The 20,639-nt window shown below is 56.8% G+C and carries 16 protein-coding genes and 1 other RNA gene; 15 read left to right on the forward strand and 2 right to left on the reverse strand.

Going from position 1 to position 20,639, the window contains the following annotated elements:
- Positions 1-134 precede the first annotated feature (134 nt).
- Entirely contained in the window at positions 135-2,051 is a 1,917-nt protein-coding gene (locus FHS21_RS17005; protein WP_183663273.1) for an LTA synthase family protein, read from the forward strand.
- A gap of 9 nt (positions 2,052-2,060) precedes the next feature.
- On the opposite strand, the gene FHS21_RS17010 is transcribed toward FHS21_RS17005, so the two are convergent.
- Positions 2,061-2,573 carry a GNAT family N-acetyltransferase gene (locus FHS21_RS17010; protein ID WP_112530162.1) on the reverse strand — a complete coding sequence of 171 codons (513 nt, stop codon included), beginning with the start codon at positions 2,571-2,573 and terminating at the stop codon, positions 2,061-2,063.
- Positions 2,574-2,575: 2 nt separating this feature from the next.
- The gene (locus tag FHS21_RS17015) at positions 2,576-6,211 is read right to left on the reverse strand and encodes a hydantoinase B/oxoprolinase family protein (protein ID WP_112530160.1); all 3,636 of its coding nucleotides are present in this window, start codon (positions 6,209-6,211) and stop codon (positions 2,576-2,578) included.
- Positions 6,212-6,450: 239 nt separating this feature from the next.
- Between FHS21_RS17015 and FHS21_RS17020 the strand changes: the two genes are divergently transcribed.
- The 14 genes from FHS21_RS17020 to ftsW all read left to right on the forward strand — a co-directional run bounded on the left by FHS21_RS17020 (position 6,451) and on the right by ftsW (position 20,637).
- Entirely contained in the window at positions 6,451-6,828 is a 378-nt protein-coding gene (locus tag FHS21_RS17020; protein ID WP_112530158.1) for a hypothetical protein, read from the forward strand.
- Positions 6,829-6,980: 152 nt separating this feature from the next.
- On the forward strand, positions 6,981-7,700 hold the full coding sequence (locus FHS21_RS17025) for a J domain-containing protein (RefSeq protein WP_112530156.1): 720 nt from the start codon (positions 6,981-6,983) through the stop codon (positions 7,698-7,700).
- Entirely contained in the window at positions 7,687-8,451 is a 765-nt protein-coding gene (locus tag FHS21_RS17030; RefSeq protein WP_112530154.1) for a peptidoglycan recognition protein family protein, read from the forward strand. The genes FHS21_RS17025 and FHS21_RS17030 overlap by 14 nt, the downstream gene beginning before the upstream one ends.
- A gap of 213 nt (positions 8,452-8,664) precedes the next feature.
- Entirely contained in the window at positions 8,665-9,414 is a 750-nt protein-coding gene (locus FHS21_RS17035) for a lytic transglycosylase domain-containing protein (protein WP_112530152.1), read from the forward strand.
- 91 nt (positions 9,415-9,505) lie between these two features.
- Positions 9,506-9,939, forward strand: an RNA gene (rnpB, locus tag FHS21_RS17040) — RNase P RNA component class A.
- 387 nt (positions 9,940-10,326) lie between these two features.
- The gene (gene mraZ / locus FHS21_RS17045) at positions 10,327-10,785 is read left to right on the forward strand and encodes a division/cell wall cluster transcriptional repressor MraZ (RefSeq protein ID WP_112530150.1); all 459 of its coding nucleotides are present in this window, start codon (positions 10,327-10,329) and stop codon (positions 10,783-10,785) included.
- Positions 10,785-11,792 carry a 16S rRNA (cytosine(1402)-N(4))-methyltransferase RsmH gene (gene rsmH, locus FHS21_RS17050; protein ID WP_112530148.1) on the forward strand — a complete coding sequence of 336 codons (1,008 nt, stop codon included), beginning with the start codon at positions 10,785-10,787 and terminating at the stop codon, positions 11,790-11,792. The genes mraZ and rsmH overlap by 1 nt, the downstream gene beginning before the upstream one ends.
- 3 nt (positions 11,793-11,795) lie before the next feature.
- A complete protein-coding gene (gene ftsL, locus FHS21_RS17055; protein ID WP_112530146.1) occupies positions 11,796-12,254 on the forward strand; it encodes a cell division protein FtsL in 459 nt (152 codons plus the stop codon).
- On the forward strand, positions 12,254-13,993 hold the full coding sequence (locus FHS21_RS17060) for a peptidoglycan D,D-transpeptidase FtsI family protein (RefSeq protein ID WP_112530144.1): 1,740 nt from the start codon (positions 12,254-12,256) through the stop codon (positions 13,991-13,993). Before ftsL ends, FHS21_RS17060 begins: the two co-directional genes overlap by 1 nt.
- Positions 13,994-14,060: 67 nt before the next feature.
- Positions 14,061-15,530: a UDP-N-acetylmuramoyl-L-alanyl-D-glutamate--2,6-diaminopimelate ligase gene (locus FHS21_RS17065; protein ID WP_112530142.1), complete on the forward strand. Its 1,470-nt coding sequence runs from the start codon at positions 14,061-14,063 to the stop codon at positions 15,528-15,530.
- Complete coding sequence (locus FHS21_RS17070) at positions 15,527-16,960, forward strand: UDP-N-acetylmuramoylalanyl-D-glutamyl-2,6-diaminopimelate--D-alanyl-D-alanine ligase (RefSeq protein ID WP_112530140.1); 1,434 nt, start codon at positions 15,527-15,529, stop codon at positions 16,958-16,960. The genes FHS21_RS17065 and FHS21_RS17070 overlap by 4 nt, the downstream gene beginning before the upstream one ends.
- Positions 16,961-16,984: 24 nt before the next feature.
- Positions 16,985-18,067 carry a phospho-N-acetylmuramoyl-pentapeptide-transferase gene (gene mraY, locus FHS21_RS17075; protein WP_112530138.1) on the forward strand — a complete coding sequence of 361 codons (1,083 nt, stop codon included), beginning with the start codon at positions 16,985-16,987 and terminating at the stop codon, positions 18,065-18,067.
- 9 nt (positions 18,068-18,076) lie between these two features.
- On the forward strand, positions 18,077-19,480 hold the full coding sequence (gene murD, locus FHS21_RS17080; RefSeq protein WP_112530136.1) for a UDP-N-acetylmuramoyl-L-alanine--D-glutamate ligase: 1,404 nt from the start codon (positions 18,077-18,079) through the stop codon (positions 19,478-19,480).
- Positions 19,480-20,637, forward strand: coding sequence for a putative lipid II flippase FtsW (gene ftsW / locus FHS21_RS17085; protein ID WP_112530134.1), 1,158 nt, complete (start codon positions 19,480-19,482; stop codon positions 20,635-20,637). Before murD ends, ftsW begins: the two co-directional genes overlap by 1 nt.
- The last annotated feature ends 2 nt before the right edge of the window (positions 20,638-20,639 follow it).

Below are 20,639 nucleotides of genomic sequence, written 5' to 3' on the forward strand. Positions count from 1 at the left end.
GTGACACTGTTGCCGCATAAGTGATCGAATTCGGCTAATTCCTTGTTTTTCCCACTTTTCCCGGAACCGCCAGCTGATATATGACGTTTTAGTGACGGTTTTGTAACAACCGCCCGCGCATTGTGGAGATAGCGTTGGTCAGGCAGATCGAGCAAGTCGAACTTGAGACAGAGAGTGCCTGGCAGGCCGATGCGGCTGCGACTCAGCCCTCCATATTTGCAATCTACCTACGGCACACGGGTTATGTGATCGCTGTCTGCGTTCTTTCAACGGTCTTGGTGTTTGCCATTGAACTGGTATCGCGCGGCTCAGTTTCGGAAACGGTGCTGTTCTTTCAGGAACTCTACCGACCTGCCTGGACGACGGTCGGTTTCTATGCACTGGTGATGATCGCGTTCGATGCGCTTCTCGGACGTTCCCACAATGGACTGCTGGTTGTCGCTCCCTGCGTATTACTGTTCACGTGGATTGGAAGACAGAAAGCGCTGTATCTCGGAGACCCGCTTTACCCCACCGATTTTCTGTATTCTCGCCAGATCGTAGATCTTCTGCCCTTGCTCGTCAGGGAACGTCCGTGGAGTGCCGCCGGCATCGTCGCAATAGCGATTTTGGTAAGTGCGGGACTGGTCTTGGCTTGGCGGTTTTGGCGCCAACATGCCTTCAGGCTCAACGGCAGGGGACGCCTATGGCGACTGGCCGTCGCCATACCGGCTCTGGTCTTCTTCGTTTCGATCATGGATTACAACAATTTTTCCTGGGCGAGGGACCGCCTGCGCGTACAACCAATCATGTGGGATCAGAAGGAGAACTATGCCCATAACGGGTTTACGATGGCCTTCGCGCTCAATTTGCCCATGGCCGATCTATCCGTTCCTCAAGGCTATTCCTCCGAAGCGATCACCGCGATATCGGTCCCTGCAACAGCTATGGAGTCACGCGAAAAGCCCGATATCATTATGGTGATGAGCGAGTCCTTCTGGGATCCGACACGGTTACGCGGCGTGAATTTCAATCGTGATCCGCTCCCGACGGTGCGTGCGAGGCAATCTGGCTCGGTGTTCTCGCCAGAGTTCGGCGGGATGACAGCCAATGTGGAATTTGAGGCGTTGACAGGCTTTTCCAACGCATTTTTGCCCTATGGCAGCATCCCCTATCAGCAATATGTCCGCCATCCTCTACCTTCGCTCGCCACCTTTCTGAAAAGCAAGGGTTACGCTACGAAAGCAATCCATCCCTATCACGAGTGGTTCTGGAACCGCCGGAATGTCTATCAGGCATTCGGCTTCGACGCATTCCGATCGGAGGAGAATCTGCCGAAACTCGCGTCGCGAGGACCGCTGGTATCGGATGCGGCCCTGATGGAGGAAGTCATTCGGGAAGCGGACGAGACCAAAGGCCCGTTCTTCTTCTTCACCGTGACCTTGCAGGGTCACGGCCCTTATGAACCGTATCGTTACAAAGACCCATCTATTGACGTGGCGACAGAAACAGGTGTTGCCGAGCGCGAAGCCATCCGCACTTATTCTGAAGGTGTCGCCGATGCTGACCGTGGTTTGAAGAGACTGATGGACTGGGCGTCAAAGCGCAAACGCCAGACGATCCTCGTCTTTTTCGGCGATCATCTGCCACCCCTTGGCGACGCCTACATCTCCACGGGATATATGAAAGGCCGCGTTGCAGACAGGCGCGCGCCGCTCGACGAGATGCTCAAGCAGCATGAAACGCCTTTGGTCGTCTGGTCCAATCAAACGGGAACGGATCATGGCATCGGTACTGTCAGCCCGGCTTTCCTGCCTCTGCACGTGCTTGAGCTTGCTGGGTTAAGCCATCCATATTACACAGGTTTTCTTGGCGCGATCCGCGACCGTTACAAGATCATAGACCGCCATCTGCTATTGTCTACAGACGACATGTCAAATCCTGACTGGATGGAAAAACCAGGCACCGACCCGCTGATCAACAATTTCCGGCTGCTGCAATATGACATGATGTTCGGGAACCGGGCGGGTCAGGATAAATTCTTTCCCGAGTTGAATGTTCACGGCAGTTAAGGCGACTGTTTATCTCAGGTCCAACCGCAATAGTTCATCGTCATAGGATTGATCGTTGACACGCAAGGCATCTTTTTCAAAGCCGAACACGGTGAAGCCAAGCCCCAGATAGAGAGCGCGTGCCGATATGTTTGTGGCCATTACGGTTGCGTGCAGCGTATCCACATGACCCCGAGCATAATCGATGACTGCCTCCGTCAATCGCTTTCCGAGGTTATGCCCGCGCCAGTCCTTGTCGACGAAGACGCCCCACAGCAGCCCCTTGTGTCTTTGCTTGCTTTTGGTGTTCATGGCGAACCCGGCAATGCCGACAAGGACATCGTCGGCGAATGCACCAAAGACAGCATTGGGCTGGTCATCGAGGCGCCGGCGGACGTCTTCGATGCCGAGTTCGCGTTCCTCTTCGTAGCTCGAACCGAAAGCCTCTGGCGCACTGCGCAACCCATGCAGGCGCAGTGCGTGAAAGGCTTCGGCATCGGCGCCGTCCAAAATCCTGATGAAGGGAGTGGCGGCGCGCACCATTGTCAGGCTCCGATCTTGCCGTAACCGCCGGGCGTTGGCGTTGTGACAATGACGGCTTCACCTGCCTCGAGCACAGTCTGATCGCACGCCTTCAATGTTTCAATAGTTCCGTCGTTGCGGCGCACTTCGGTTTTGCCAACCTCGCCGTCGCCGCCGCCATCGAGGCCCTCTGGGGGACGATTGCGATGGGATGAGAGGATCGAGCAATCCATCTGCCTTAGAAACCGGATGGTGCGTTTGGTACCGCCACCGCCCGGGAACTTCCCGATGCCTCCGGAATTTGCCCGGATGTGAAAGTCCTCAAGCAGGACGGGAAATCGCATTTCGAGTATTTCCGGATCAGTGAGGCGCGAATTCGTCATATGGGTATGAACGCCGGAGGTTCCGGCAAAGCCGGCTCCATTGTTGAAATGACCGGCGGGAGATCCCGAACAGATTGTCTCGTAGTACTGGTACTCATCATTGCCAAAGGTCAGATTGTTCATCGTTCCTTGCGAATTCGCCATGGCACCAAGCGCCCCGAAAAGCGCATTGGTAACATGCTGCGACGTCTCGACATTACCGGCCACGACAGCTGCTGGATAGGCAGGCTTGAGCATCGAACCATCGGGAGTGATGATGTCGATCGGACGCAAACAGCCTGCGTTCATCGGGATCGCGCCCTCAACCATGACGCGGAAGACATAGAGGACCGCCGCGCGCGCCACCGGTTCTGGCGCGTTGAAGTTGTTCTTCATCACTGGCGACGTGCCTGTGAAATCGACAGTCGCCCGGCGCTCGCGCTTGTCGACAGTGATCTTGACCTTGATCGTCTGGCCCGTATCGGTCGCATAGGAACATTCGGAATGTTCAGGCAACCGGTCGAGAACGCCGCGGACGCTTTCTGCCGCGTTGTCCTGCACGTGACCCATATAGGCCTCGACCACATCCAGACCGAACTGCGCGATCATCTTCCTGAGTTCATTCACACCCTTTTCATTGGCAGCGATCTGGGCTTTCAGATCGGCGATATTCTGGTGAACATTGCGCACAGGCCATGGATGATTGGTCAAAAGCTCGGTCAGTTCCTCTTCGCGGAAGCGGCCCCGTTCAACGAGGCGGAAATTGTCTATCAAGACGCCTTCTTCGTCCACGGTCGTCGCCAGCGGCGTCATCGATCCCGGCGCCGATCCACCGATGTCCGCATGATGACCACGCGACGCCGAATAGAAGAGGATGTTCTTACCCGCGTCATCGAAAACCGGAGTAACTACCGTGATATCGGGAAGATGCGTGCCGCCATTATAGGGTGCGTTGAGCGCGAAAACATCGCCCGGATGGATATCGCCTTCATTTAACTTGATGATCGTTTCGACGGAACGATCCATCGATCCCAGATGCACAGGCATATGCGGGGCATTGGCCACCAGCGCGCCATTGCGATCAAAAACCGCGCAGGAGAAATCCAGCCGCTCCTTGATGTTGACCGAATAAGCGGTGTTTTGCAGCGTCACGCCCATTTGCTCGGCGATCGACATGAAGAGATTGTTGAACACCTCCAGCATGATCGGATCGGCTTGCGTGCCCAATGCTGCAGCGCGTGCCTTCTTCTCGATCCGCCGCATCAGAACATGATTGAGCGCGGTGATTTCCGCCTGCCAGCCGGGTTCCACAACGATCGTTTGATGCGTCTCGATGATCAGCGCCGGGCCACTGACCTTGTGCCCAGTCCTAAGATTGGCGCGCGGGAAGGTGACAGCATCGTGGAAGGCTCCACCGGTGTAGACCACGCAGGTGTCACCGGCCTCGGGCTTCGAATTGTCCTGGCGTTGCTCGGTTTCAGTCTGTTTGTGTCCGCGACTATCCGAGCCCTCGACGCCGACTGCTTCCACGACGATACCCTTGTCGTCGTAGATGAAGCCAAATTGCGCCTTGTGTGCTGCCTCAAATGCAGCTCGAGCGTTGTCGAGGGAGTAGTCGCTGAAATTGACAGGGATCGTCGTATCGGTACCGTCATAGCGCAGATGCAGAATCGGGCGTGAAATAATGTGTTCAGGTGGTACGCCCTGTTCGGTGATTTCCGCGATGACGGTTTCGGAGAGACGGTCGGATAGCTGGCGTATGTCGCTCAATGTGTTTGGCGACAAGGCTTTCACCAACGCCTGTTGGCGGGAGGCGAATATGGACGACAAGCCGATACCATAGGCGGAAAGCAGGCCGGAAAAGGGATGGATCAATACGGCTTCCATGCCAAGGGCGTCGGCAACGAGGCAGGCATGCTGGCCTCCTGCGCCACCGAAACAATTCAGCAGATACCGGGTGACGTCGTAGCCACGCTGCACGGAAATCTTTTTCACAGCGTTGGCCATGTTTTCGACCGCGATGGTGATGAAACCCTCGGCAACCTCTTCCGGTGTTTTGCCTTCACCGATCTTGGCAGCGAGGGCAGTGAATTTCTGGACTACCACCTCGCGGTCAAGCCGTTCATTCTGCCCCGGTCCGAAAATCGCCGGGAAATACTTGGGCTGCAGTTTGCCGAGCATGACATTGGCATCGGTCACGGCCAGTTGGCCACCGCGACGATAGCAGGCTGGGCCAGGATTGGCGCCGGCAGAATCGGGACCCGCCTGAAACCGGCCAGCGCTATAGTGCAGGATCGATCCGCCGCCCGCCGCCACCGTATGAATGCGCATCATTGGCGCGCGTATACGGACGCCCGCGACTTCGGTGTCGAAGGCACGTTCGTAATCTCCTTCATAGTGCGCGACATCGGTCGAGGTGCCGCCCATGTCGAATCCGATCACCTTGTCGAAACCGGCGAGCTTTGCTGTCTCTACCATGCCGACGACGCCACCAGCTGGACCGGAGAGGATCGCGTCCTTACCTTGAAACAAATCTGCCGCGGTCAAACCACCGGAGGACATCATGAAAGAAAGGCGAGGCCCGTTATCGGACTTGCCCTCGATACCAAGCTCGCGCGCGACGTGCTCGACGTACCGGCGCAGGATCGGCGAGAGATAGGCATCGACCACGGTAGTATCGCCGCGACCAACGAGCTTGGCCAGCGGCGAGACCTCATGGCTGACGGAGACTTGACCGAAGCCCATTTCGCGCGCAATTTTCGCCGCTGTCCGTTCATGCGCCGGATAGTTCCAGGCATGCATGAAGACAATCGCAACGGCATCGATGCCGGCCTGCCTGATATCGATCAAAGCGACGCGGATTTGTTCGGCATCAGGAACGATTTCCACTGTTCCGTCTGTACGGACGCGCTCGTCGACTTCGATCACGCGCTCATAGAGCTGTTCCGGGAGAATGATTTCCTTGGCAAAGATGTCCGGTCTCGCCTGATAGGCGATCTTCAATGCGTCACGAAACCCTTTGGTAATCACGAGGGCTGTCCGGTCCCCCTTACGTTCGAGGAGCGCGTTGGTTGCAACGGTCGTGCCCATCTTGACCTCTCCGATCCGCTGCGAGGGGATGGGGTCGTCCTTTTTGACACCAAGCAAATCGCGAATGCCTTGAATTGCTGCGTCTTTATACGCTTCAGGGTTTTCCGAAAGTAACTTGTGGGCTCGTATACCGCCTTCAGGATCACGTGCGATGACGTCCGTGAACGTACCGCCACGATCGATCCAGAAATCCCATTTGTCGCTCATAATATTCGTCCGATCTCAAAATTAGTGATTTGCAAAATTTCGGCGAGCTTGCGCGCCGCCTGCCACAATAAACAGGCCCGGTTAGCAAGCGCAATCGGCTGCAGCATTTGGATTAAATTTTCTGCGTATGTGTGGTTATCCACACAGGAATTAACCGAAAGCAAAAACAAAATCCAACTTTGCCTTATTTTCGATAAGGTGGAATCGAGGGGCCATCTAGCAATTTCGGAGAGGAAACCATGAAGAGTAAATTTGTTGTTTCGCTGGCGGCGGTTTCGCTTCTGGCGCTAGCCGGTTGCGGCGAGAGTGAGCAGAAGTCGGAACAGCCGCCGGCAAAAGCCGAACAGCCGGCACCGGCTCCAGCACCAGCACCAGCTCCGGCCCCAGCGCCCGCGGCTACGGAAGCGCCGGCGGCGCCAATGAACGCGGAAGAGACCTTGAAAAAGATCAAGGAACAGGCCGCGACAATGACGGCTGAGCAAAAGCAGGCTGCAGTCGCCACCGCCAGAAAGGCGGCTGAGGATGCCGCGACGGCAGCCGGTCAGACGGCGGATCAGGTCAAGGCGGCTGCGGACTCTGCAGAAAAAGCCATCAAGGACGCACTCGGCGTTCAGTAAAAAAACAATCCCAGTCATGGGTAAGCGGCCAGCCATGCGCTGGCCGCTTTGCCAAACGCACGCAAATGCTGCGTCAACCGGTCCCGGCAAAACGCGTTTTTCGACACACTATCTCTCTCGCAATTGCGAACGAATTTGAATAAAACGAACATATGTCGATTTGGCGCCGCATCAGCGATTTCATTACCAGCACAGCGATCGATGCCTTTTCGAGCATCATCGAGGCGGTGCGTACTGCGTTTGAAGGCGATCCGGAAACGCGGCGGCGCGTAGCCTTCTCCATCGCCATGATTGCATTGTCGGCCAAGATGGCGAAGGCCGACGGGGTCGTGACGCAGGTGGAAATCAACGCCTTCAATGACATTTTCCATGTGCCGGCACAATATCAGGATCAGGTGACGCGCCTCTATAACCTCGCCAAGCAGGATGTGGCGGGCTACGAAGCCTACGCCACCCAGTTGGCTTCGCTGTGCGGCTCGGGCAAGCCTAATTGCAAGATGCTGGAAGACATCCTTGACGGGTTGTTCCACATTGCCAAGTCGGACGGTGCCTTGCACGACGAGGAGTTGATTTTTCTCGGAACAGTCGCTGAGATATTTGCGATTGATGAGGAGAAATTCGACATCATATTGGCACGGCATGTCGGGCGCAGTCACGCGGATCCATATCTCGTTCTCGGTCTTCCACGGGACGTTAATTTTGAAACCGCGCGCAAGCAGTATCGCGCGCTCGTTCGCGAAAACCACCCTGACATGTTGATGGCACGCGGAGTGCCGGAAGAGTTCATCGCCATTGCCAACCAGCGCATCGCCGCGATCAATGCGGCTTGGGATAAAGTCGAAAAAGACCTTAAGGCATATGAGCACGTTTGAGCCGGACCAACCGCGGGCCAATGTTCATGCCTCGCCGAATTTCGGTCCACGCAAGGATGGCAAACGTCCCTCCATCTTGATCCTGCACTATACCGGCATGGAAACCGGCGAGGCAGCAGAAAGCTGGCTGGCAAATCCGCAAAGTGAAGTGTCCGCTCACTACGTCGTTTACGAGAATGGCCGTATCGTACAGATGGTGCCGGAGAGCGAACGCGCCTGGCATGCGGGGCAGAGCTCCTGGAAGGGTGAGACCGATATCAATTCCTGTTCCATCGGAATCGAGATCGTCAACGGTGGTCCGCTGCTCGGGTTTCCCGATTTCCCTGAACGGCAGATCGAGGCAGTGATCGACCTTTGCAAAGGTATCGTGACGCGCCACAGCATCCGGCCGGAGAATGTTTTGGCGCACTCAGATATCGCGCCGGCGCGCAAGATCGATCCCGGCGAAAAATTTCCATGGCCAGCACTTTACGATGCGGGCATTGGCCATTGGGTTGGCCCTTCGCCGGTACGCGGCGGAAGGTTCTTTTCGCTTGGCGATGAGGGGCAACCTGTCGAGGCCCTGCAGTCAATGCTGGCTCTTTATGGCTATGGCGTTCCTATCGATGGTGTGTTCGGTTCGTCGACACAATTGGGCATTTTGGCCTTCCAGCGTCACTTTCGTCCTGAAAAAGTCGATGGAGTAGCGGACGTATCAACCATCGAAACCCTGCACAAGCTACTTTCTGCACTGCCAGTAGTCTCGTCATAAGTTGTTGAACGAAAAAGTCTTTTCCCGATAGGCTTTGTGCGCTGCAGCATATATATTTCAATGGGTTACACAAAGTTATTTGGCCGATCAATATTCGGCTGCATTGCGCCGTCAAATCCTTGGCCAATGTTCCGGGCATTGCCCTTGTGTTTTTTGGCGCGGAACGGTCCCGGCGTGCACGTTCGTGCGGCCCAAGCTTCTAGACGGAAAAAGATGACAAAAAAATTTGGTATGATTTTCGCCCTCCTTGGGGCGATGGCCTTCTTCGGCACAAATTCAGCATTCAGCGCTCCAAAGGAGCCGACAAACCTCGCCGACTACATGAAGGCGAAACGGGCCGAAGCGGCGAAACAGAAAGCCGTTAACAAGTCTACGAAGCCAATACAGGCAAAGATCCAGGCCAAGCGCAGTGTTGAAAAGACGGCGGTCAAGAAAAGCGCAGTCAAGCCGCAGCGGGTGAGCAAAAAGGCTTCAACCCACAAACGCCCGGTGGTTCATGCTAAAGCGCGGGTGAAAACCGTCGTTCGTAACCAGACCATCAACCGTGTCGATACAATGACCACGGGCGGTGTCCCTTCAGCGATCGGATCGTCGAACTATGCGACGATTATCAGCTCTTACGCGTCGTCCTATGGTGTTCCTTTTGCGCTGGCGAACGCGGTCGTCAGGGTGGAAAGCAATTATCGTCCGAACATGACCGGCAGCGCCGGCGAAATCGGACTGATGCAGATCAAGCTCGAGACAGCGCGTGGCCTTGGCTATACGGGTTCGCGGCAGGCGCTCTACAACCCGGAAACAAATATCCAGTGGGGCATGAAGTATCTTGCCGGCGCGCACAAGCTTGGTAACGGCACGACCTGCGGCACCATCCTTCGTTACAACGCCGGTCATGGCGCCACGCGCATGAACCCGGTTTCTGCCAACTACTGCAGCAAGGTGAAGTTGCAAATGGCCTCCATGTAAGGTTGGTCAATCCCTTGATGAATTCAAAGGCCGGATAGTTTCCGGCCTTTTTCATTTGCGTTTTTCCTCCGAAACGCATTTATACGCATCGCCAGCTGGCCGGGCAGCCGCGCATGTCATACGCCGAAAGGCGGCATGTGAGGAAAGTCCGGGCTCCATGGAAACACGGTGCCGGATAACGTCCGGCGGGGGTGACCCCAGGGAAAGTGCCACAGAAAGGAAACCGCCCCGTCTTTCGTTGCGCCGGATACGGCTCGTATCGGACGCAAGGAATGACGGGGTAAGGGTGAAAGGGTGGGGTAAGAGCCCACCGCGCAACTGGTAACAGGGGCGGCATGGCAAACCCCACCGGGAGCAAAACCGAATAGGGACGGCGTGCCGGGCGAAAGTCCGGCGATCAGTTTCCGGGTCAGTCGTCCGGGTGGGTTGCAGGAGGCGGATGGCAACATCCGTCCAAGATGAATGGCTGCCGCGTTGGATGAAAATCCAGCCATACAGAACCCGGCTTACAGGCCAGCTGGCATTTTCAATTTATTGATTTCGCTGCTTTCGAGCGGTCCGGTCGTGCTTTGTCAATTACGACTTCCCGAAGAGTCCTAACCCTTCATTAAGCTTAATGAGCGATAAATTCAGAATCGCCGGAAGTGTGCCGGAATAGCGGCTCATTCCCACTCTGTGTCTTGTAATCCCATTGACGCCCATAGTGCCCCATGATATCGATTGATTTCATCAGTAGCGTTCAGTCGACACGGTGTTTCCCGAAATACGATTTGGCATGCCAAGGCTGGCGTTCGGCTCAGTTTGCCGGTGCTTGGACTTCTATTGGTGGGGCTCGCGCTTCGAAGCGATCGAAGGGTGAGGCAGAGGTAGATATGATCGAAGCCCTGGGGGCGGAAACGGCGGAGTTGCGTTTTGAACCGGTTCCTCGGACATGTGACGAACAGGATCGATGCGAAGGGACGGGTGTCCGTTCCGGCGCATTTTCGTTCGATCATCCAGGCGGCCGGACACACGGAACTCTACGCCCTGCGTTCTCTGCATCTGCCTGCGCTCGATGCGGGCGGTCCGGAACTCTTGACGCGCTTCGACAACCATCTGGACAGCGAGGATCCTTTCGCGGAGACGGCAGACGACATGTCGTTTTATCTTCACGCGGATGGCGGTTTCCTGAAGCTGGACGGGGATGGGCGGATAACGGTTACGGATTTCATGCGCGAGCATACGGGCATTTCATCGGATGTGACCTTTGCGGGCGCCAACACGCATTTTCAGATGTGGCACCCGGACCGGTTCGAGGCGCATCGGGCAAAGGTCCGGCAGCGACTGGCGGAAAAGCGCCGTCAGGAAAATCTGACCGCGGGGAAAAGTTGATGGCGGGTTCGCCAGATGCGGGCGATGGCCGTCATATTCCGGTCCTGCTCGATGAAGTCGTTGCTGCGCTCCAGCCGGAAAAGGGGCAGCTGATCATCGATGGTACGTTCGGCGCAGGTGGCTATACAAAGCGAATTCTGGAGACAGGCGCTTCCGTAACGGCTGTCGATCGCGACCCAACAGCCATCCAGGCCGGCCGTGCCATGGAAAAGGAATACGCCGGGCGATTGACCCTGGTGCAGGGTACTTTTTCAACATTGGATCAGGTCGCGTTGCTCGGTGCACCGAATGGCATCGTTCTCGATATCGGTGTTTCGTCCATGCAGATCGATGAGGCCGAGCGGGGCTTTTCGTTCCAGAAAGATGGCCCGCTCGACATGCGTATGTCGAGTACCGGTCCGAGTGCTGCCGACGTCGTCAATCGCCTGAAAATCGGTGATCTGGCGCGAATCTTCAACTTTCTCGGGGAGGAGCGCCATGCCGGGCGCATCGCCCGTATGATCGACAAGCGCCGAGTGACCGAACCGTTCACCCGCACGCGCGACCTTGCCAATGCCATAGAGGCACTTGTCGGCAGAAACCCGAAAGTGCCGATCCATCCGGCGACGCGGGTGTTCCAGGCCCTGCGCATTTTCGTCAACGATGAATTGGGCGAACTCGTACGCGCGTTGCATGCCGCTGAACGCGTGTTGAAACCTGGCGGGCGGCTTGTCGTCGTCACGTTCCATTCCCTCGAAGACCGTATCGTCAAGCGTTTCTTTTCCGACCGCTCAGGGACTGGCGGCGGCTCGCGTCATCTGCCGCAACTCGAACAGCGCCTGGCAAGCTTCACCCCTGTCGGCAAGGGCATCGTTGCACCGAGCGAGGCAGAGGCTCTCCGCAATCCGCGAGCCCGCTCGGCGAAATTGCGCGCCGGCATCCGCACAGACAATCCGCCGCTGGCCGAAGATCATTCGATCTATGGCTTGCCGAATCTTCCAGTGTTCCATGAAACAGCGAGGGGCTGATCCGTGCTGCGTACCTTCGACATCATATTGATCGGGCTGATGATCCTGGCGGCCGCCGTGACTTACAAGATCAAGCACGATGCTGAAAACCAGATGACGCAGGTGACCCGGCTCGAACGCATGATAACGGATGAGAGGGACACCATCGATCTGCTCAAGGCTGATTGGAGCCTGCTGACCCAGCCGAACCGTCTGCAAAAGCTGGTTGAGACGTTTCAAGGCCAACTCGATCTGCAACAGGTGGAGGCGCAACAGATCATCAACATCAATGAATTGCCGCAGCCGAAACCTGTCTCGCAAGATTTGGATGACGTTGCGAACATTATCACCGAGGCAGATGCAGGTGAGAAAATCAAACCAGACACAACTATGACCGGCAGCATCAACAAACCGAAGGCGGCGCCCAAGCCGCCCAAGCGAATTGTTCCGATTGCAGCGCCAAAGGCAGCGGGGCTCTATTGATGGCTGCGATCTGGATCAAACAGAAGAAAGCTGAATTGGTGACGGGCATCGCGCCTGTTTTCGCGCTTGACGCCAAAAAGAAAAAATCGGGCAATCGCGCCCGCAATCGCGTTGTCATGGCGATAGCTTGTTTCGTCGGCATATACGGGATCATCGGCGGACGCTTGGTCTATTACGGGATGCAGGAAGACACGACGGGCTACAATGGCCCGACCGGCGCGGTACTTGCATCGCGTCCCGATATTCTCGACCGCAACGGCGAAGTCTTGGCCACCGATATCAAGACCGCCTCGCTCTATGCCGAGCCACGCAAGATCGTCGACCCGGACGAAGCCATCGAATTGCTTTCGACAGTTTTGCCGGATCTCAACTTCGAACAGACCTATAGCCGCCTCAAGAGCGGGACAGGTTTTGCCTGGCTCAAGCGCGGCCTGACGCCGCAGCAGAAGAGCCAGATCATGGCGCTGGGAATTCCAGGCATTGGCTTCCGCACTGAGAAGTCCCGTTTCTATCCGGGCGGCCCCACTGCTTCGCATATCCTTGGTCTCGTCAATATCGACAATCAGGGCATTGCCGGCATGGAGAAATACATCGACGAGCAGGGGCTGTCGGACCTGCGTGATGTCGGTCTTGCCGATAGCCGCTCCCTTGAGCCGGTGAAATTGTCGATCGATCTGCGTGTCCAACATGTCGTGCGCGATGTGGTCGTTACCGCGATGCAAAAATACCGGGCGATTGCGGCCGGTGCGGTCGTGATCAATGTGCATACCGGCGAAGTGCTTGCGATGGCTTCAGCGCCGGATTTCGACCCGAACAATCCATTCAACGCGCTGGATAAAGACCATCTCAATCGCATGTCCGCCGGTACCTACGAGATGGGTTCCACCATCAAGAGTTTTACCACCGCGATGGCGCTCGATTCCGGCAAGGTCAATCTGCAGAGTACGTTCGATGCGAGACGCCCGATCACCATCGGTCGACAGACGATCCGCGATTTCCATGGGAAAAATCGCATCCTGACCATGCCGGAAGTCTTCATCTACTCCTCGAACATCGGCTCGGCCAAGGAAGCGGACGTTGTTGGTATCGAAGGACACCGTGCCTTCCTGCATCGCATGGGACTGCTTGATCGAATGCAGACGGAATTGCCCGAAGTCGCGCGTCCGATGGAACCGAAGGTCTGGAAGAAGGTGCATTCCATTACGATCGCCTTCGGTCACGGTATGGCCACAACACCATTGCAGACGGCGGTTGGTGCAGCCGCCTTGATGAATGGCGGCAAGCTCATTGAACCGACTTTCCTGCCTCGCACAATCGAAGCGGCAAACAAGGTCGCAAAACAGGTGGTGAGCGAAAAGACCAGCGAGGATATGCGCTATCTTTATCGCCTGAACGCTGAGAAAGGCTCAGGTGGTTCCGGTAACCGGGCATCGGTTCCCGGGTATCGCGTTGGTGGCAAGACCGGCACTGCGGAAAAAGTGATCAACGGCCGCTACTCTAGCGACGTACGCTTCAACGCCTTTGTCGCAGCCTTTCCGATCGACAAGCCGGAATATGTGGTTCTGACAATTATCGACGAACCCAAGGCGGAAGAAGGCAAGGTAGGCGCCACGGCAGGTTTTAACGCAGCACCAATGGTTGCGGATATCATTCGCAGATCGGCATCGTTTCTGGGGGTCCAGCCTGATTTCCGCGAAGAACAAGAATCCGCTCCATTAATGGTTAATTTTGATCAATAACGGTAGAACGCGAATCGTACCGTCGCGTTTTCGATGGTTTTAAAGTGAAGATGGGTCCAGTCCGGCCATGAAACTGAAAGATCTGAACGGCATACCAGCCTTGGCTATCTCCGAACTCGGAGAGAAGACAATCCGTGGCCTGACGTCGGACTCCCGTCAGGTCGAGCGTGGATTTCTGTTTGCTGCATTGAAGGGCTCGAAGGCCGATGGCGTTGCCTATGCTGCCGATGCGGTGGCGCGCGGTGCCGTCGTGATCGTGACGTCGCGCGGGGCAAAACTTGGCAACGTCTCCGTACCCATCATTTATGTCGATGATCCACGCCGGACATTGGCACTAGCCGCTGCCAGTTTCTATAAACTACAGCCAGATGTGATGGTTGCCATTACCGGCACCAGCGGCAAAACGTCTGTCGCGTCATTCACGCGTCAGATATGGGCGCAGGCGGGCTTTGCTTCGGCAAGCATTGGAACCACTGGCGTCGTCTCGCCGAAGCGCGATGATTATGGTTCGTTGACCACACCAGATCCGGTCGAACTGCATAAATTGCTGCGCGAATTGGTGGAAGAGGGCGTGACCCACGCGGCGATGGAGGCCTCCTCTCATGGTCTCGACCAGCGCCGGCTCGACGGCGTCCGGCTTTTCGCCGGAGCCTTCACCAATCTCGGCCACGATCACATGGATTATCATGCGACCGTCGAGGAGTATCATGCAGCGAAGCTGCGGCTATTCACAGAGCTTCTGCCCAAGGGCGCACCGGCTATCATCTTTGCAGACGATCCGTTCTCCAAACCCACCATCGCCGCAGCAGAGCAGGCTGGTTGTACGGTTTTGACCGTCGGCCGGAAGGGCGATTTCATCACCCTGAAGCGGGTCGAGCACGAGCGGTTCCGCCAGCACGTTGAAGTGCACATCGCCGGTGAGATCTTTGAGATTACGCTACCGCTCGCTGGTGATTTCCAGGTTGCCAATGGTTTGGTCGCAGCAGGTCTCGCAATGGCCTCTGGTGTACCTGCCGCAGCTGCCATGCGCGGGCTTGAACGGTTGAAGGGGGCGCCGGGACGGCTCGATCTTGTGGGTGCGACCGAAGATGGCGCTCCGGCCTATGTTGATTACGCACACAAGCCTGACGCGCTCGAAAATGTGCTGACGTCAGTTCGGCCGTTCACGACGGGCCGTGTTATCGTTGTTTTCGGTTGCGGGGGTGATCGTGACAAGGGAAAGCGCCCGATGATGGGCGAAATCGCAACACGCCTCGCGGATGTGGTCATCGTGACCGATGACAATCCGCGTTCCGAAGTTCCTGCCACCATCCGTTCCGAAATTCTCGCCGCGGCTCCCGGTGCCCGCGAAATCGCAGACCGCCGTGAGGCGATCCAGGAAGCCGTCGCCATGATGAAGACCGGCGATACGCTGATCGTTGCGGGCAAGGGGCACGAAGAAGGCCAGACCATCGGCGATGTTGTGCTCCCGTTTTCTGACCACGTCGAAGTCGCTCAGGCGCTTAAAGACCGGCTGGCGCGGGAGAAGGGCGCATGAGCCTGCTCTGGACTTCCGATGCAATGGTCGAAGCGATGAATGGAAGGCCCGTCGGCAAATTGCCTGAAGGGATCACCGGAATTTCCATTGATACGCGCACCCTGCGGACCGGCGAAGTGTTCTTTGCCATCAAGGGCGATGCTCTCGATGGCCATGACTACGCAACGGCTGCAGTTGCAGCTGGCGCAGCACTCCTCGTGGTCGCCGAAGCAAAACTGCCGGCGCTCGGCAAATTGAAAGCGCCGATGATCGTCGTTGACGATGTGCTGGCGGCGTTGACCCGGCTGGGCATTGCATCGCGGGAACGCTCGCATGCGCAGATCGTGGCCGTCACAGGATCGGTCGGCAAGACAACCACCAAAGAGGCACTGCGGCATGTGCTTGTGCAAGCCGGAAAAGTGCATGCTTCTGTCGCATCCTTCAACAATCATTGGGGCGTACCGCTAACGCTCGCGCGTATGCCGGCGGACACGGATTATGGCATCTTTGAAATCGGCATGAACCATGCCGACGAGATACGCCCGCTCGTCAAAATGGTGCGCCCGCACGTCGCTTTGATTACCCTGATTGCTGCTGCACATCTCGGGCACTTCAAGAATTTGCAGGAAATCGCCATCGCCAAGGCCGAGATTTTCGAAGGAGTTGTCCCGGGCGGCTATGCGTTGCTCAACCGCGACGATAAGCACTTCAAACTTCTAGAAAAGCTGGCACACGATGCAGGTGTCGAACACATAAAGAGTTTTGGCGAGAATGCGCGGGCCGACTATCGCCTGATGAAGCTTAAACTCCACGACGAATGTTCCTGTTTGACGGCGCGTCTTGCGGGCGAGGAAGCAGTCGTCAAAATAGGTGCTCCAGGCAGGCATATGGTCCAGAACGTACTTGCAGTCCTCGGTGCTGCCCACCTGACAGGCGCGGACATGACCAAGGTAACGCTGGCGCTCGCGTCCTTGCGGCCGGAGAGTGGTCGCGGCGCGCGCCATCTCCTTGAGATCGCCAATGGAACGTTCACATTGATTGATGAGAGCTATAACGCCAATCCAGCGTCGATGCGCGCGGCAATCGAGCTTTTGGCGGCCGCAACGCCTCATGGTAAGGGCCGCCGCATCGCGGTTCTTGGCGACATGCTGGAATTGGGCAAGCAGGCACCGAAGCTTCACGCCGAGTTATCTTCGGTGATCCTGGCCAATCCAATCAATATGGTTTTTCTCGGCGGACCGGAGATGGCTGCGCTGAAATCGGCCATGCCGGTTGAATTTCATGCCGAATACAGGCAGACCGTAGACGAATTGCAACCGCAATTGCTGAACACCATCAGAGCCGGTGACGTGATCATGGTCAAGTCATCCAAGGGGACCGGCTTCGCGCAGATCGTGAAAACGCTCCTGCAAAAATACAACACCGTAGAGCCGCTCGGTCCTGCCGAATAGCCTGCGTGTATGGGGAATTAACGTATGTTGTACTATCTCGCCGGGCTGGCGGAACATATCCAGTTTCTGAACGTGTTCCGCTATATCACGTTCAGAACCGGCGGAGCGCTGATCACATCTGCGCTGATTGTTTTCCTGTTTGGCCCGCGCATTATCGACTCGCTGCGCATTCGGCAGGGACGTGGCCAGCCTATCCGCGCCGATGGTCCGCAGACCCATTTCAAAAAGGCCGGAACGCCGACGATGGGCGGCCTGATGATCTTGACGGGCATTGTGGTCTCGTCATTGCTCTGGGCAAATTGGTCGAACGTCTATGTCTGGATTGTTCTTCTGGTCGCATTGTTCTTCGGAGCGATCGGCTTTTACGATGACTATCTCAAGGTCAGCAAACAGTCGTTCAAGGGCTTTTCTGCGCGTGCACGTCTGGGCATCGAATTCCTTGTCGCTGCCATAGCCGGCCTTGCCATCATGCGGGCTGGGCAGGAGCCATTCTCATCCTCACTGACATTCCCGTTCGCCAAGGAACTCATCCTCAACCTCGGCATATTCTTCATCCCGTTCGCGGCCTTCGTCATGGTCGGCGCAGGCAATGCGGTGAATTTCACCGACGGTCTCGATGGCTTGGCGACAGTTCCTGTGATGATCGCGGCTGCCTCGTTCGGCGTCATCGCCTATCTCGCAGGCAACGCGATTTTTGCCGATTATCTGCAGATTCACTTTACGCCAGGCACGGGTGAACTGGCCGTTGTGCTCGGATCGGTCATCGGCGCTGGGCTAGGTTTTCTTTGGTTCAATGCGCCTCCCGCCGCCATTTTCATGGGCGATACTGGCTCGCTTGCGCTTGGCGGCCTCATTGGTGCAGTCGCAGTCGCCACAAAGCATGAGATCGTCCTCGCCATCATCGGCGGCGTGTTCGTTATGGAGGCAATGTCGGTGATCATCCAGGTGGCATCGTTCAAGATGACTGGAAAGCGCGTCTTCCTGATGGCGCCAATTCACCACCATTTCGAAAAGAAGGGCTGGACGGAGAGCCAGGTCGTGATCCGGTTCTGGATCATTGCCGTGATCCTCGCTCTGATCGGCCTCTCCACACTCAAATTGAGATAGGTTTCTTGCATGATCGCCGCCCATTCCATGAAGGACAAGACCGTCGCGCTCTTCGGGCTCGGCGGTTCGGGCATCGCGACGGCGCAGGCGATCGTCGCGGGCGGAGCCAAGGTTGTTGCCTGGGACGATAATCCGGAGAGTGTGGCGCGCGCGCAAAACGCGGGAATCGATACAACCGATCTTCGTCAGGTCGATTGGAAGCAGTTCTCGTCATTCGTGTTGTCACCCGGCGTGCCGCTCACTCACCCGCGGCCACACTGGACGGTGGATCTCGCGAGGGCGGCAGACGTCGAGATCATTGGCGATATCGAGCTTTTCGTGCGCGAGCGCAACCTGGCTCACAAACGCAGCCCGTTCATTGCGATTACCGGTACCAACGGCAAATCGACCACAACTGCGCTGATCGCTCATATCATCAAGAGTTCGGGTCGTGACATGCAGCTTGGCGGCAATATCGGCACGGCAGTCATGACTTTGGAGCCACCGACAGATGCACGCTTCTATGTCGTCGAGTGCTCTTCCTATCAGATCGATCTCGCACCTTCACTCAACCCGACCGCAGGTATTCTGCTCAATCTGACGCCGGATCACCTCGACCGGCACGGCACGATGCAACATTATGCCGAGATCAAGGAGCGTCTGGTCGCCGGAAGCGAAACCGCAATCGTCGGCGTGGATGACAGCTTTTCAGCAGCAATCGCCGACCGGCTGGAGCGGACAGGTAAACCCGTCATTCGCATCTCAAAACGCTTAGCCGTTGGTGACGGGTATTTTGCTAACGGTCCCGAACTGATCTTTGCCAGAAAGGGCGACGAAACAGTTGTTGCATCGCTTGCGGGCATCGGGTCGCTGCGCGGCGAACATAATGCGCAAAATGCACTCGCTGCCTTCGCTGCCTGCCGCGCGGTCGGTCTCACGGCAGAAGAAATCAATGCAGGGCTGAAAACGTTTCCAGGTCTCGCTCACCGCATGGAACAGGTCGCGCGGCTCGGCAAGACATTGTTCGTCAACGATTCCAAGGCAACAAACGCGGAAGCTGCTGCCCCAGCTCTCTCATCTTTCCCGCGTATTTACTGGATTGCTGGAGGTTTACCCAAAGAAGGCGGCATCGCTTCGTTGTCCGGTTTTTTCCCGCGCATTGCCAAGGCTTATCTGATCGGCGAGGCGGCACCGCAATTTGCGGCAACGCTGGGCGACGCTGCGCCATTCGAGATATCCGGCACAATCGGTGCTGCTGTGGATCATGCCGCGCGCGATGCCGCCAGGGACGGTTCGAGTGAACCCGTGGTGCTGCTGTCGCCGGCCTGTGCCAGTTTCGACCAATTTCAGAACTTTGAAAAGCGCGGCGACGCATTCCGCTCCGCCGTCCTTGCGCTTGAGGGCGCAGCACCAATCATGGGAGCTAGAAGCTAATGGTTAGTCGTGTTGACCGTGGTCCCGTTGCCGATTGGTGGTGGACAATCGATCGGTTTCTCCTCGCCGCCTGCCTGGCTCTCATGGGGCTTGGCATTCTGCTATCGTTCGCCGCGAGCCCCGCGGTAGCCGAGCGTATCGGCCTCGACAGCTTTCACTTCGTCAAGCGGCAGGCGCTGTTCATGGTGCCGGCGGTCATGGTGATGTTTGCAGTCTCCTTCATGGCGCCAAAAACCATCCGGCGCTTTGCCATGATCATGCTCGGTATTTCCCTCGTGGCTATGGTTGGCGCCCTGTTTTTCGGTATCGAGGTCAAGGGCGCGAGGCGTTGGGTCTCGCTTGCCGGCGTATCCATTCAGCCATCCGAATTCATGAAGCCGGCCTTCGTCATCATCTGTGCGTGGCTGTTTGCAGAAAACGAGCGCCGCAAGGACATTCCCGGCAACTTCTTCGCCATGGTGCTGTTTGGAGTCGTTGCGGCATTGCTGGTTGCACAACCCGATCTTGGCCAAACCATCCTGACAGCCGTTACCTGGGGCGCGATGTTCTTCATGGCCGGTGTACCGTGGTTCTGGATTATCCTCCTCGGTATTCTCGCAGTTGGCGGATTCTTTGGCGCCTACACGGTCTTTCCGCACGTTGCCGGCCGTATCGACCGGTTCTTGACCGGCGAGGGCGATACCTTCCAGGTAGATGCAGGGCGTGAGGCGATCGTTCGCGGTGGCTGGTTTGGCCAGGGTCCGGGCGAGGGCACTATCAAGCGCATCATTCCTGACAGCCACACCGACTTCATATTCTCCGTGACCGCAGAAGAATACGGTATCGCCCTCTGCCTGTTGATAGTGCTGATCTTCGGATTCATCGTTATCCGTGGTTTGTCGATCGCCCTGAAAGAACGCGATGATTTCACTCGCCTTGCTGTATCGGGTCTGGTGATCCTGTTCGGGTTCCAGTCGATCATTAATATGTCGGTCAATCTGCACCTGATGCCCGCGAAGGGCATGACGCTGCCATTCATCTCCTACGGCGGTTCATCACTGATCGCGGTAGCAATTTCGACAGGGCTTTTGCTCGCGCTGACACGCCGCCGGCCAGAGGCACGCCGGTCCGCAACATTGGCAAATTCGAAAATGCATTCGATGTTAGGTAGCACCTGATC

Origin of the sequence: Phyllobacterium trifolii, from assembly GCF_014192095.1 — a bacterium.
Taxonomy (GTDB): domain Bacteria; phylum Pseudomonadota; class Alphaproteobacteria; order Rhizobiales; family Rhizobiaceae; genus Phyllobacterium; species Phyllobacterium trifolii.

Coding starts and splice junctions, on each gene's coding strand:
- ftsW (WP_112530134.1), top strand. CDS start 19,480: ATGGTTAGTCGTGTTGACCGTGGTCCCGTTGCCGATTGGTGGTGGACA.
- FHS21_RS17030 (WP_112530154.1), top strand. CDS start 7,687: ATGAGCACGTTTGAGCCGGACCAACCGCGGGCCAATGTTCATGCCTCG.
- FHS21_RS17070 (WP_112530140.1), top strand. CDS start 15,527: ATGAGCCTGCTCTGGACTTCCGATGCAATGGTCGAAGCGATGAATGGA.
- FHS21_RS17020 (WP_112530158.1), top strand. CDS start 6,451: ATGAAGAGTAAATTTGTTGTTTCGCTGGCGGCGGTTTCGCTTCTGGCG.
- FHS21_RS17060 (WP_112530144.1), top strand. CDS start 12,254: ATGGCTGCGATCTGGATCAAACAGAAGAAAGCTGAATTGGTGACGGGC.
- murD (WP_112530136.1), top strand. CDS start 18,077: ATGATCGCCGCCCATTCCATGAAGGACAAGACCGTCGCGCTCTTCGGG.
- FHS21_RS17065 (WP_112530142.1), top strand. CDS start 14,061: ATGAAACTGAAAGATCTGAACGGCATACCAGCCTTGGCTATCTCCGAA.
- mraY (WP_112530138.1), top strand. CDS start 16,985: ATGTTGTACTATCTCGCCGGGCTGGCGGAACATATCCAGTTTCTGAAC.
- FHS21_RS17025 (WP_112530156.1), top strand. CDS start 6,981: ATGTCGATTTGGCGCCGCATCAGCGATTTCATTACCAGCACAGCGATC.
- rsmH (WP_112530148.1), top strand. CDS start 10,785: ATGGCGGGTTCGCCAGATGCGGGCGATGGCCGTCATATTCCGGTCCTG.
- FHS21_RS17010 (WP_112530162.1), bottom strand. CDS start 2,573: ATGGTGCGCGCCGCCACTCCCTTCATCAGGATTTTGGACGGCGCCGAT.
- FHS21_RS17035 (WP_112530152.1), top strand. CDS start 8,665: ATGACAAAAAAATTTGGTATGATTTTCGCCCTCCTTGGGGCGATGGCC.
- FHS21_RS17015 (WP_112530160.1), bottom strand. CDS start 6,211: ATGAGCGACAAATGGGATTTCTGGATCGATCGTGGCGGTACGTTCACG.